The organism is Aquirufa sp. TARAVU-A1A (assembly GCF_054558675.1).
In genome coordinates this window covers 34,632-49,118 of the sequence record NZ_JBPXKP010000006.1, presented here as the reverse complement: position 1 = coordinate 49,118, position 14,487 = coordinate 34,632, and the positions used below count along the sequence as shown (strand labels likewise).

Genomic DNA, 14,487 nt, shown 5'->3' with positions numbered 1-14,487 from the left:
GATGAAAGCCTATTTATACATTTGCCTACTTAGTATACTTTTAATCAGTTGCCAACAAACCCAAGAGGAAAAGGAAGAAGCAATTGCTAAGAAAACCTGTGGTTCATGCCATAAATTTCCTGACCCAAGTCTATTAGATAAAAAAACCTGGGAGACAGGGGTTTTACCTGAGATGTCCTATCGTTTGGGATTAGGGAACCGCTTTGAATTAATGACACGCATTTCGGAGGAGCAATTTCAGAGCGCGATGCAGTTGAATACCTACCCCGAAACTCCAAGCATCACGCAGGAAGAATGGCAGTCCATTGTTAATTATTATACACGCAATGCACCAGCAAAAGCTATTCCTCAGAAGAAAAAAGAACTTATTTCAGTCGAACCTTTTCATTTTGAGGTCGCTGAATACATTACCCCAAATGATCTCATAGCAGGTGTCACCTCCATTAAAATACACCCCTCAAAACCTGAAGTTTGGGTAGGTATGCGAACGCATCAGACTGTTATTTTAGATAAAAACTTAAAAGCGGGCAAACAAATTGCGACCCGAAGCGCAAACGTCTCGACTCAGTTTGTTGGCGCCCGCACCTTCCTCACTGGCATTGGAAAAATGTATCCCAATGATCAAAAGCTAGGAACCCTACACGAATTAAGAGGCAATCAAGCACAGGTAATTCTGGATTCACTCAAGCGTCCGGTGGATTTACAAGTGGCCGATTTAAACGAAGATGGTGTACAGGATTATGTGCTTTGTGAATATGGTTTTGAACAAGGCCAATTAATTTGGGTAGACGGAAAGAATAAAAATATTCATCCCTTGAAAATACAAGCAGGAGCACGCAATGTTGTCATTCGTGATTTTACGGGAGAAGGCAAACCCGATCTCATAGTATTAACGGCACAAGCTCGAGAAGGCGTCTCGCTGTTTATCAATAAGGGAAAAGGCTTGTTTATTGAAAAACCGCTCCTGCAATTCGATGCCGTATTTGGTAGTAGTTACATGGAAATCGCCGACATGAACAAGGACGGGCATGCTGATATCATCGTTTCAAATGGAGATAATGCTGATTATTCATTCTCAAAAAAAGCGTTTCATGGTGTTCACATTTACTTAAATGATGGTCGGAATAATTTCAAAGAATCGTACTTTTTCCCAGCTTATGGCGCTTCCAAAACTGTCGCACGCGACTTTGATCAAGATGGCGATCTAGACTTGGCAATGATTGCCTTTTTTGCGGAAAATGACAAAGGTAAAAATGAAGGATTTCTTTATTTCCAAAATACGGGAAACATGACTTTCAAAGTTAGTAACCTAGGTGTTCCTGAAGGAGCGCATTACATTGTGATGGATGCTGGCGATGTGGACAAGGATGGAGATTTGGATATTCTTTTGGGAAATTATCAATTTGGCAAAAGAAAACCAGGAGATAAAATACCTCCTGGCCTTCAAATGCATTACATCAAAAATCTATTGAATTAATTTGGCTCCCGCTGGAATGAATGCTTGAGACTGACTGCTTTGGCTCAAATATGATGAGCCAAAAGTCCACGCAATCTTTTGTTTATGTCCTTTTAAACTATAGGTATAATCGGATCCTGATTTAATAGCAGTCTTCACATAAGACCCTTTGGGTTTAAAAACCTTCATGGATCCTCTATTTTGTAAAGCTACAAAGGCTAAATCATTACCAATTTGAATACCAACTAATGCTTTGGCATCCCCAGGAACTAATATACCTGAGTTTACTACGTATTGAAATCCTTTAGGACCACCGAGTAAAACACCTCCATTGGAGGCATCATAGCGCCCCATGGCGACTTCATTTCCATAATTGTTACCTATATACACAATGTCCAAATATCCATCTTGATTAACATCCAAGACTTGCATTCCATTCATGGCTGAAACCTGTGCCATCATAGGTAATTCATGTAATTCGAACTTGCCAGCACCCTTATTCTCGATATACACAGAGGCATTCTCGGTCATTGCTAATTTCTTTGCTTTTTTCTTTTCAGAATCATTCAAAAAGGTTTCTTGCGTTACCTTACCAAAATCCTTGTAATAAACGAAACGAGGACGCGTTGAATTCATTTGTTTATGTGTATCGTCTTTCCCAAATAAGGGAGCAGATATAGGTGTTCCTTCAGCATTTTGGAAATAGACAAAAGGGAATACATCATAAACACCATTGCCATCTAAATCCCCATGCAATACCTCCACAGGTTGTTTCGCATTCGCACGAAGTAGGGTGTTTTTACCCATATTTCCCGCCACAAAATCCATGTCGCCATCTTGGTCAAAATCGGCCGAAATAATCGAACCCCATAAACCTGTTGCCTGCTCCAAACCTGTATCTGTCAACTTCTTCAAATGCCCTTTTGTGTTTTGAAAAATTTGAATAGGCATAAACTCCCCAGCCACCACTAAATCTTGCCAACCGTCTTGATTGTAATCCGTCCAAACCGCATCACAAAGCATTGCTTCTTGTAATAGTTCAGGTGCCAATGATTTCGTCACGTCAACGAAATGGATAGCTCCGGGCTTTGAATCATTCCGCAACAAGCGTGATACAGTCCCTTTCGGATATTGAAATGGTACATTCCGACCGCTGACAAATAAATCTAAATCCCCATCACGGTCTACATCAGCCGCACGAACGGCAGAATTACTTTCTGTGAATACAGGCAAGGCCGTCAATTGTAAACTAAAATTGCCTTTTCCATCGTTCATGTAGATGACATCCTGAGAACTATTTGAACCAATTTTCTCCTCAGTTCCTCCGCGCGCGACATAAAGGTCTAAATCTCCATCTTGATCCATATCCACTAATAAGCTTCCAAGGTCCTCCCCTAATTTCTTAGGCGCATCATACGCACCCTCTAAATATTTACGCGTAAAGGTCCCATTTGCTTGTTGGAGATAGAATATCCCCGAATAAAATTTGGACCCGCCTACAAATAAATCTTCCCGACCATCGCCGTTAACATCACCGACCGATGCCCCAGGTCCTAATTGGGACATTTTGTGTGGCGTTGTACTTTGGAAATTAAAATCGATAAAATCCATTTCCTTGTGAATGTCGGTCAATTGAACGCGATCACTTACATCACTAAACAAGCTTGGATCTTGGGAAAACAAAGATTGGTATGGCAAATTAGCTTTTGCGATGGAGGCCTTAATAAATTGGTTATTCCCTGGATTCGTAATGACTTGCATAGAATCATTTGGCCAAATAATCCGTAACTCTTTAATTTTCTGTTTGGCGCCAAGCCCGATGTGCGCAACAGGTTCAACACTTGACAAATAACCCCGATAAGGGTTATTCTCATAATAGAAATGAGTCCCATCCACAAAAACACCTTCGATTCGTGCCCCTAGTCCACTTTTATTCAATCCTTTTCCTTCAAAACCTACACGCAAATACCGACCCTTTTCAGGCGTTTCTTCCATCGTGTTATTTTTATAGACAAAAGCTTCATCATTGATATTATTCACGACATAATCGAGGTCACCATCATTATCCAAGTCGCCGTAGGCGGCACCATTAGAGAATGAAGGAACGGTAATCCCCCAAGCCGAACTAACATCTTCGAATTTTAATCCACCTTTATTTTTGAAGGCATAATTTTTGACCTTGATGACAGGCATTTGCTCGAGTAAAACGGCATCGGAGGCTAACTGCTGCGCATCTGCCCGATAAGACATAAAATCTCGATCCGTGACATCGCGCGGAAAACCATTGGTAATTAATAAATCGCGGTATCCATCATTATCGAAATCTGCCAAAGAAGGACACCAACTCCACTCCGTTTCGGAAACACCCGCCAAAAGACTAACTTCTTGAAATGGTAACGCCTGACCTGCGTCGTTTTTCCCGGCATTAATTTGTAGTGTATTTCGCATGTATTGATACGTATATCCGTACAAATCTGAATTCTGATATGCTTGATAGCTATTAGGTGGAGCTAATTGCTTCTTTCGCTCATTATCTTTAGGTAACATGTCGAGGGCTACAATATCTTGCAAGCCGTCATTGTTGATGTCGGCTACGTCATTCCCCATGGCGCTTAAGCTCGTATGCTTAAAATAGGTTTTAGCTTGGTCGGTAAAAGTGCCATCATGGTTATTGATGTATAAAATATCATCTGAAACATAATCATTCGTAATATAAATATCTGGCCAATTATCTTGGTTGATATCGCAAATGTTGATCCCTAAACCATAACCCTCAATCGTAATTCCTGCTTCTTTTGAAACATTCGTATACACGGGATGTCCTTTTTCTTTAGACCAATCATTGCGGTATAGTCGGTCTGTATTTGGATAAGATCCATCCGTAACTTTGGCACGGTATAAAGATGGGAATTGATCGATCACATCCGTCAGCACATACATATCCAAATCGCCGTCTCGATCATAATCAAAGAAAGCAGTATGTTCGCTATGCCCCGCGTCATTCACACCATACTCTGCACCCATTTCTTTAAAGGAAGGCATGCCATTTTTAACGCCTTGGTTGACGAAAAGCATATTTTCACGATCGTGAATCGACATTTTCATGGTGGCAGAAACGTAGATGTCCAACAAGCCATCGCCGTTGATATCGACAACCGATACGCCAGAGCACCAACGATTCTTCGTATCGATTCCCGCGGATTTCGAAATATCTTCGAACTTCATTTGGCCTTTATTGAGGTATAAAGTACCATTGGATTGGCTGCCAGAAAAGAACAAATCGAGTAAGCCGTCTTGATTAAAATCACCCATACCTACCCCACTTCCATTGTATAGGTATTCATACTTCAAAATATTCAGGGTATCGTTTTCAGCGATCGTATTTGAAAAATGAATACCGGTATCATCACCGGAAAGTTGTTCAAAAGTAGTTTTGTTCTTGCAGGCAGCAAAAAGGCATAAAATAATGAAGGCAGATAGAAAACGCTTGTACATATTGATCTTAAACTTTGAACTACTAAAATAAAAAAAGGTGGGGACTTCTCCCCACCTTTTTTAAACTAAAATCAAACGATTAATAACCAGGGTTTTGCTTCAAAATTGAAGTACCTTGAATATCAATTTGTGCTTGAGGAATTGGCAATAATGCATCAGTATCTTGGTAAGAAGCACCACCAAATTTCGTTACTAACCACTTAGCTTCGTATTTCAAGTATGCATTCAAAGATTTGTTTGCAACACCCCAACGAACTAAGTCGAAGAAACGGTGACCTTCAGTCGCTAATTCTAATAAACGCTCCATACGAACGATCTTACGAGCGCTTGCTTGGTCGCCTAAAGAAGAATACGTAGAGATTACGTAGTTAGCTTCGTTAGCACCCGTTTTCGCGTTTTTAACAAATCCAGCTGGATTTGCAGCACGAGAACGAACTTGGTTGATGTAACCTAAAGCAGTAGACAAGCTACCTGCTTCGATTTCAGCCTCAGCAGCCATCAACAATACGTCCGCAAAACGGATAATGTTGAAGTTCATTGTCGCATATCCACGAGTCCAAGAAGAACCATCTGTCAAAGTATTCTCTTGACGTTTGTAGTAGATGTATTTCTTAGGTGAATAAGGACCAGCATAAGGCTGAGAACGAATCCAGTTAGCACCTGGATGCTCGATCCAGTCTAAGTATTGGATACCACGACGACCGATAGTGTGGTCAATACGTGGATCTAATGGATCAGCATCTTCTGTGAATGAAGCTGAAGAAGCAACACCATAGTCATTCTTAACAGCGTTAGCAGCTAAGTTATAATCTGGTGTACCATCAGCTTGCTCTCCCAATAAAGGAAGACCATCAGCAGAAACACGGTATGCATTCGCCATCGAGAATGATGGTTGGAAGAATCCGCAGCAGTTACCTGGACCATCAGAACCCGTGTTATATGGGTAGTTCAAGTCATCGAAACCATTCGCGTTATTCACGTTACCTGTATTCATGGATGATTGAATAGCAAATACCGCCTCTTCGTTGTTGTCATTCTCCGCATTGAAGATTTCAGCAAACTTAGATACTAAACCGTATTTCTTACCATTCGTAGTTTTACCATTCGCAATTACAGTTGTAAAGATTGCTTTAGCATCAGCATATTTAGCTTGATACAAATAAACCTTTCCTAAGTAAGAACCAGCAGCCCACTTGTTTGCACGACCTGCAGAAGACGAAGTCTCAGGCAAGTTGTCATAAGCAAACTTCATGTCAGCTTCGATCTTAGGGTATAAGTCAGCAGTTGCAACTACCTTCTCAATACCTTTACCGTAATCAATAGTCTCATCTACATAAGGAGCAGAACCAAATAAACGCTTCAACTCAAAATAGAAATGACCACGCAAGAAACGAGCCTCAGCTACGATACGTGTTTTATCTGAAGCAGATAATTGCGTAGAACCATTCGCTAAGTTAATCGTTGCATTTGCACGCGCAATACCTTCGTATTTCGCTTGCCATGTAGAGTTCAAGTCACCGTCAGTAGGAGAAACCTCGTAACGTTGCATTACGTTGATGTTTGAGTAATCACCTGGGTCAGTACCCTTGTTACTCTCTCCACCACGAATAGAACCCCATACCCAGTTGTTAGGTGCTGCTAAACGAGAGAACCCTTTAGCAGCTAACTGTGCATAAGTACCAATCAAGGCACCTTCAACACCAGCTTTAGAAGATAACTGCGCCTGAGCCAATGAAGCTGTTGGCGGCACTTCTAAAAACTGATCCTTACAAGCGAATGTCAACATAAACGCTGACGCACTAACTAAACTTAATCGCTTTAAAATCTGATATTTTTTCATGTTCTTAATTTTAAAAATTGGCTTTCGCTAAATTAGAAATTCAAGTTGATCGAAGCATTGAATGAACGAGTAACTGGGTAGTTACCTACGTCAATACCAAAGCTTGTATCAGCAGCTCCACCAACACCTGGATCTAAGCCCTTGTACTTAGTTAAAGTAAACAAGTTGTTAGCCGATAGTGTCAACTTAGCACTCTTTACACCGATTTTAGAAATAATATTCTTCGGTAATTTATAACCTAAAGAGATATTTTGTAAACGGATGTAATCACCATCTTCTACATACCAAGAGTTTTCAGCAGCAGAAGTAGAGATGTTCGATGCAGATTCCCAAATTGGAGCCTCAGCAGCGTTTCCTAAAGCTGGTGTCCAAGATTTTTTCGCACGCTCTCCTTTTCCTGATCCTTCAAATGTTCCGTAGAAATCAGTAAACCACTTCGATTGGTTCCAAATTTTGTTCCCAGCTGAAGCATATAAGTACATATTCAAATCAAAATCTTTGTATGTCAAACCTACGTTCACACCACCTGTATAAGTTGGTACCGGAGAACCTAAATATGTACGGTCAGATGGATCAATTTTACCATCACCATTCATATCCGCATAACGGAAACGACCTACACCTGCGCCTGATTGAGCTGGAGCAGATTTAACTTCAGCATCTGAAGCAAAGTATCCAATCACTTGGTATCCGTAGAATGAAGACAATGAACGACCTACTTCCATACGAATTGGCGTAATTCCACGGAATGCACCACCAACTAAGTTAGTAATACCTGGCGCGAAAGCAACGATTTCGTTTTTCAAGAATGAGTTATTAAATGTCAATTCATACTTGATGTCAGAAGTTAAATTACCACGGTTGATAATTTGCATATCAATACCTTGGTTACGCATTTTTGCAACGTTAACAGAAGGTGCAGAAGCTGCAGCTCCAACAACCGCTGGAAGCGGTACGTTGAATAACAAATCCTCTGTATCTTTTCTCCAGATATCAAATACTACTTCCCACTTACCGTTTAACAACGTAGCATCGATACCGACGTTAGATGTTACAGCAGTTTCCCATTTCGCAGCCGGGTTACCGATACGAGAACGGTAGTATCCTTCGTTTGCTCCTGATGATTGACCATCAATTGCATAGAATGAGTTTCCTCGGTTAGCAGCATATAAAGAATACTGGTTAGCTGGGTCTACGTTGTTTGAGTTACCCATTGTACCCCAACCACCACGGATTTTCAAATCTGTGATTGCAGGAAGATCCTTCATGAATTCTTCTGAAGTCACACGCCATGCTGCAGAGAATGCAGGGAAAATACCATAACGATTCTCAGAACCGAAACGAGATGAACCGTCACGACGAACAACTCCAGTGAAGTAATACTTCTCATTGAAGTTATAATCTAACTTTCCAAATACTGAATAGAAATTCACACCTGAGAATAAGTTCGAGTTAACTACAGGAGACTGTACTGAGTTCATCGTTACGAAATCCAAGTCCATTGAGAATGGGTTGATACCATTACCACGGATTGAACGACCATATCCTGTGTTCAAGGCCTCTAAACCAGCCAATACTTTAAATCCGTGCTTTCTCCAGTTAAACTTGTAGTTAGCGGTATTCGTCATAACCCATGCAAATGAGTAACCTTGACCTTCAGAGAATGAGTTAGACGCTTCTGGCTCCGAATCCCCTAAATAACGGTAGTTATAGTCCTTGTATGCTGATGCATTATACTGACCACCAATACTTGTACGTAAAGTCAAATCTTTGATTGGCTCATAATCAACATAGATATTACCTACAGCATTTGCATTGTAGTTATTATCGTTTGAGTTATTCATCACAATCTGACGAACTGGGTTACGAGGGTTGTTAAAACCTGCAGCTTTCGTAGATGCATAAGCACCAAACTCATCATATACTGGAATAACAGTAGGCATACGGTAAGCAGATAAGATTACTGACTCATCACCAGCAACACCTAATCCATTATTACCACCTGCTTGACCACGTACCGAACGGTAAGTGAATTGCAAGTTCTCTCCAACCTTCACTTTTTTACCCAAGTTAAATTCTGAGTTAAAACGTGCAGAATAACGAGCAAAATCATTTTGAATCAAGATACCATCTTGTTGTTGGCCTGACAATCCTAAATAGAAACGTCCTGTCTCAGTACCACCTGAGATACCTAATGAGTGACGTTGAGTTGCTCCTAAACGAGTAATCTCATCGTACCAATTAGTACCTGCCATGTTAGACTTAATCAAAAATACGTTCTCTGGGTTAGCAGCACGAGCAGCAGTAATAGCTGCTAAATCAACGTTATTTACACCGTTCGCCCCATTTGCATGCAAATAAGTAGGAATAACTGCCTGAGCTTGGTTTCCGTATTGTGGGTGCGTATAAGCAACCGCAGTTCCGTTAGCCGCGGCATTGTTACGATATGCAACGTGTGTCCAATCAGCTTGTTCTTGTGGAGTCAACATTTTTGGAGCACCTGCAACGTTTGGATCCGTAGCACCATACATACCATTGTAAGTAATATTCAAACCTTTCTTACCACGTGAACCTTGCTTAGTCGTATATACGATCACACCATTGGCAGCACGCGCACCATAGATAGAAGCCGCAGCCGCATCTTTCAATACAGTAGTCGACTCGATATCATCTGGAGATAAGAAATCAGTAGATCCTACCGGAACCCCATCTACTACATATAATGGCTCGTTACCACCAAAGGCACCAAAACCACGTACACGAATGATTGAGTTAGTTCCCGGCTGACCGTTTGTAATCAAAGTTACCCCTGATACACGACCTTGCAACATTTGCTCAACGTTACCCGTTGGCGCAATCTGCAAATCTGCCGCCTTAACAATCGAAGCTGCCGCTGTAGACTCTTTCTTGTTTGTTACTGAGTAACCTGTTACGATTACCTCACTCAATTGACTTACATCTTCATCCAATGAAACTGAGATAGAAGATTGAGATCCAACTGAAACAGATTTTGTTTTGTAACCTACTGCTGAAATGTTCAAGACAGCGTTACCCGATTTTACTGTAACCGTAAATGCACCATTAGCATCTGTAGTAGCTCCTGAGTTTGTTCCTTTAACGGCAACACTTACTCCCGGAATACCTTCAGAGTTCGCATCCGTAACTTTACCAGTTACCTTACGATCCTGCGCAAATGACGAAAAACTCCCTAGCATCACAATCGCGAGCAATAAGAAGCTTCGAAGACTTTGGTAAAAATTGTTTTTCATAATACGTTTTAATTAGTTTTCTAAATAAGATTTAATAGTTTTTAATCCAGTTTTTGCTTCAATAATGGGTCTCCTTTCTTTTTAAGTTAATCAATAGGTTTAGTTTATATAATTAAAATAGGTTTAAAAGTTCTTCTTTAAATAATACAATAAATAGGTTTAGAAGTTAATCTTTCATTTTATCGGAATCATACAATATCACAACTGTTCTATGCTGTTCCAATCTCTCAAATATGTATAAACCCAACTACTCTTGCAAATATTTCATTGATATTTTTTCACTTATTTAAGCAAAAATGTCATTTATCCATCAAAAGCTAGTTTTGAAGCCCCTATTTTATCATATAAATACATTAGAAAATTCAAAAACCAGAAAAACAGGGATGTAAACGATTACAATTTCTGCGACCAAATCGGCTAATAGTCCTACAAACAGTCTATTATCTGCGCTTTGTCTAAATTTTACAATTGTCCAAAAAATCCAAATTGATTTCCCGATTTATCCCTAATTTTGGTTTATGTCTCATTTCGATCCCAAAAGCATCTTACCTACACTCCCAGACCAACCGGGTGTGTATCGCTATTTCGACGAAAATGACACCATCATCTATATAGGTAAAGCTAAAAACCTGAAGAACCGCGTTAGTAGCTATTTTACTGGGATTCAAAATCACAATACCAAAACGCGGCGCCTAGTCCAGCAAATTCAGAAAATCGAATTCACCATCGTGCATTCGGAATTTGATGCACTACTATTAGAGAATACGCTTATCAAGCAGTTTCAGCCCAAATACAACATCTTACTGCGTGATGACAAAACCTATCCTTTTATCTGCTTGACCAATGAACATTTCCCCCGACTCATCACGATGCGGAGAATCGATCATGCTATCGGCACATTCTTCGGACCTTTCGCCAATCCGAAGGCCATGAACGGACTGCTCGAAATGATTCACCAGCTCTATCCGATTCGGACATGTTCGCTCGCATTGAAGCCGGGAAATATCGAACAAGGAAAATTCAAGGTCTGTCTCGAATACCACATCGGTAATTGCAAAGGTCCTTGTGAAGGACTTCAATCCGAAGCCGATTATCAGATTTATATCGAACAAATTACCAATATCCTGAAAGGGAATTACCAAAAGCCCAAAAGTCTGTTTTTCGAGCGCATGCAACAAGCTGCAGCCCGCATGGCTTTTGAAGAAGCCCAAGAATGGAAAGAAAAATGGGAATTGCTAGAAAACTTCCAAGCTAAATCAACGGTTGTGAATCCCGCCATCCATGATGTGGATGTGTTTACGATGGTTTCCGACGAAGCTTTGGCCTACATTAATTTCATGAAGGTAATCAATGGGACGATCCTGCAATCGCAAACCTGGGAGGTCAAGAAAAAATTGAATGAAGACGAGTCGGACCTATTAACCATGTTAATCTGGGAAAAACGCGAACAATTTCACAGCGAAGCCAAAGAAATCCTGACCAATATCCCCATGGCGATCGAATTTCAAGGAGCCAAAAATACAATTCCCCAAATGGGCGACAAGAAAAAGCTGTTGGACATGTCCCTCAAAAACGTCTTGTATTTCCGGAAAGAAAAGGCCGACCGCAAAGCAGCGGAGGAAAGTGGAGGCGATCGAAAAATGCGCGTGATGCTCAAGCTCAAAAATGATTTGCGCTTAACCCAATTACCCAAACGCATTGAATGTTTCGATAACTCCAACCTACAAGGAACGAATCCTGTTTCGGCCATGGTTTGTTTCATCCAAGCGCAAGCCGCTAAAAAGGAATACCGTTTGTTCACACCAAGAACTGTAGAAGGCCCCGATGACTTCGCAACTATGCACGAAGTAATCACGCGTCGGTACACACGCCTCCTCGAAGAAGAAGCCGAATTACCCGACCTCATTATTGTCGACGGAGGTAAAGGCCAATTAAGTTCTGCATGTGATGCGTTGAAAGCGATTGGACTTTATGGGAAAATCCCGATCATCGGTATCGCCAAAAGACTCGAAGAAATCTATTTCCCAGAGGACAGTCTACCTGTATATATAGATAAGAAATCGGAATCGTTGAAATTAATTCAACAATTACGGGATGAGGCGCACCGATTTGGTATCACGGCCCACCGCAACCGCCGAAGTAAAAACTTTTTGGTTAGTCAATTGGAAGAACTTGAGGGAATCGGAAAACTGACGGCGCAAAAACTCCTGAAACACTTTGGCACGATACGCCAAATGTATGATGCGCCCGTGGAAGAATTGGAAAAAGTGGCAGGCAAAGCCAAGACGCCAATGCTACGCAAACAAATTAAAATTTGGCTAGACGAAAAGGCTTAGTTTCTCGATTTGAAACGACCTAAATCAATGTGCTGAAATTGTCTGTATACCTGAATCACCAAAGCTAAAGCTACGGCCATTTCACAAACTCCTACCACCAACACGAAAATACCCAATAACAATCCTTGGTTTGCACTGTCCTGACGCGAAAAAGCAATCAAATTCAAGTTGGCCGCATTCAACATCAACTCAATCCCCATCAACACGAAAATAGCGTTCCGTTTTAGAATCAACATACTAAAACCGATGGCGAATAAACATGCCCCCGCCCAAAGAAATAACAATAAAGGGATTTCGTTATTCATGATGCTTCGCGATATAGGTTGAGCCAATCAAGGCAATCAATAAATAAATTCCTACCAATTCAAATGGCATGGCATATTCCGTCAATAAGGAAATCCCAACAAAACTCAATTTGGAATTAGGGTCTGCTATTTCAACCCCTCCAAAATTTCCACGCGCCAGAATAAAAACCAAGCCCGCAAAAATCGCAAGTCCCATCAACACAGGCCAAACGCGTGAGGATTCCTCTGTCACTAAATTGTTTTGATCCTTATCGCCCCGACTTGATTGATTCGTCAACATGATTCCAAAAAGTATCAAGATCAGCACACCACCCACGTAAATCATGAGGTGTGAAACAGCCATGACATCCGCATAAGCTAAAACATAAAGCCCTGCTAGACCAAGCATGGTCATAAACATCGCCAAGGCCGCATGCAAAATATTCTTCGTCCAAAGCATCACCAGGGCACTTCCACAGGTAATACCCACCAAAGCCAAGAAAGATAGCATCAATGGCGTCATGGGAGTTCGGGGTTGGAAGTTGGACTATTAGACGTTAGACTTTGGTCATTAGACGTTGGATCCACTGACTTCGGACTAACTTTCTTGAAACTCGGCTTAAAAGCAGGTTTAGGTTTAGACGCTGGATTATTAGACGTTAGACTTTGGTCGTTGGACGTTTGACCTTTGGACTCCGGACCATTGCCCTCCGGACTAACTACCCCTTCGGACTCCGGACTATTTCCCTCTGGACTAGCGACTAGCGACTCTTGACTAGCGACTTTCTTAAAACTCGGCTTAAAAGCAGGCTTGGGTTTAGACGCTGGATTATTAGACGTTGGACTTTGGACGTTGGACGTTTGACCTTCGGACTTCGGACTATTTGACTCCGGACTATTTCCCTCCGGACTAGCGTCTAGCGACTCTTGACTAGCGACTTTTTTGAAACTCGGCTTAAAAGCAGGCTTGGGTTTAGACGCTGGATTATTAGACGTTAGACTTTGGTCGTTGGACGTTGGAGCTTCGGACTTCGGACTATTTGACTCCGGACTATTTCCCTCTGGACTTCCTCCTTCGGACTTCGGACTACCTGACTCCGGACTAGCTTTCTTAAAACTTGGCTTAAAAGCAGGTTTAGGTTTAGACGCTGGATCGTCGGACTCCGGACTATTTCCCTCCGGACTAACTACCCCTTCGGACTTCGGACTACCTGACTCCTGACCACTGACAACCGCCTTCATCGCCGCCTTCTCCGCCACAAATTGCTCATATAATTTCCGCTTTTCCTCAGCCTCTTCCGACGTCAAATTCGCAAATGAAAAATTATGCTCCTTTACATCAAATACCGAAAAATCATACTCCGATGTCATCGTCAAACATTCCGTCGGGCAAACCGTCGTACATAATCCACAAAAGCAACATTTCGACATATCAATGTCGAATTCCGCAGCATACAAACGGATAGGCGACCCATCCGACGCATGACCCACCAAACCCGTTGCCTTGATCGGCTCAATATCGATACAATCCACTGGGCAAACCTTCACACATTTATCACAAACGATGCAATCGTCCATTTCATTGTGTAATTGATATCGCCCATTCACCGGTGTTGGAATTTGTAAACTCGGATATTCCAAAGTCACAATCCCTTCAGATTGCTGGAAATAACCTGCATCCTGAATCTGATGAACAGTCCGCTGCTTACGCGCATTCCAAGCATGTTTCCAAGTCAAAGCCATCCCCTTACGGGTGCTCTGAACCACCTCGAAAATCTCCTTGAAATAGCTTCCTAACGCTGACATC

Annotated in this window: 8 protein-coding genes; 2 read left to right on the top strand and 6 right to left on the bottom strand. The window is 41.5% G+C overall.

From position 1 onward, the window contains the following. Position 1 precedes the first annotated feature (1 nt). Positions 2-1,477, top strand: a complete 1,476-nt coding sequence (locus V7S75_RS09220) for an FG-GAP repeat domain-containing protein (RefSeq protein WP_459513323.1) — start codon at positions 2-4, stop codon at positions 1,475-1,477. Here the strand turns inward: V7S75_RS09220 and V7S75_RS09215 are convergent. From V7S75_RS09215 to V7S75_RS09205, 3 genes are all read right to left on the bottom strand, one after another. After that, entirely contained in the window at positions 1,466-4,951 is a 3,486-nt protein-coding gene (locus V7S75_RS09215; protein WP_459513322.1) for a VCBS repeat-containing protein, read from the bottom strand. The genes V7S75_RS09220 and V7S75_RS09215 overlap by 12 nt on opposite strands. 79 nt (positions 4,952-5,030) lie before the next feature. Then, positions 5,031-6,791, bottom strand: coding sequence for a RagB/SusD family nutrient uptake outer membrane protein (locus V7S75_RS09210; RefSeq protein ID WP_459513320.1), 1,761 nt, complete (start codon positions 6,789-6,791; stop codon positions 5,031-5,033). 32 nt (positions 6,792-6,823) lie between these two features. Further along, positions 6,824-10,060, bottom strand: coding sequence for a SusC/RagA family TonB-linked outer membrane protein (locus V7S75_RS09205; RefSeq protein ID WP_459513319.1), 3,237 nt, complete (start codon positions 10,058-10,060; stop codon positions 6,824-6,826). A 518-nt stretch (positions 10,061-10,578) separates the two neighbouring features. Here V7S75_RS09205 and uvrC point away from each other — a divergent pair. Next, entirely contained in the window at positions 10,579-12,396 is a 1,818-nt protein-coding gene (gene uvrC / locus V7S75_RS09200; protein WP_459513317.1) for an excinuclease ABC subunit UvrC, read from the top strand. Here the strand turns inward: uvrC and nuoK are convergent. From nuoK to V7S75_RS09185, 3 genes are read right to left on the bottom strand one after another with little or no spacing between them, the layout of a single operon-like run. After that, positions 12,393-12,701 (bottom strand): NADH-quinone oxidoreductase subunit NuoK, encoded by a 309-nt coding sequence (nuoK, locus tag V7S75_RS09195; protein WP_459513315.1) that lies wholly within the window; start codon positions 12,699-12,701, stop codon positions 12,393-12,395. The two genes, uvrC and nuoK, sit on opposite strands and share 4 nt — an antisense overlap. Then, complete coding sequence (locus V7S75_RS09190; RefSeq protein WP_459513313.1) at positions 12,694-13,203, bottom strand: NADH-quinone oxidoreductase subunit J family protein; 510 nt, start codon at positions 13,201-13,203, stop codon at positions 12,694-12,696. The genes nuoK and V7S75_RS09190 overlap by 8 nt, the downstream gene beginning before the upstream one ends. Then, on the bottom strand, positions 13,200-14,486 hold the full coding sequence (locus V7S75_RS09185; protein ID WP_459513311.1) for a 4Fe-4S binding protein: 1,287 nt from the start codon (positions 14,484-14,486) through the stop codon (positions 13,200-13,202). The genes V7S75_RS09190 and V7S75_RS09185 overlap by 4 nt, the downstream gene beginning before the upstream one ends. Between the last annotated feature and the right edge of the window lies 1 nt (position 14,487).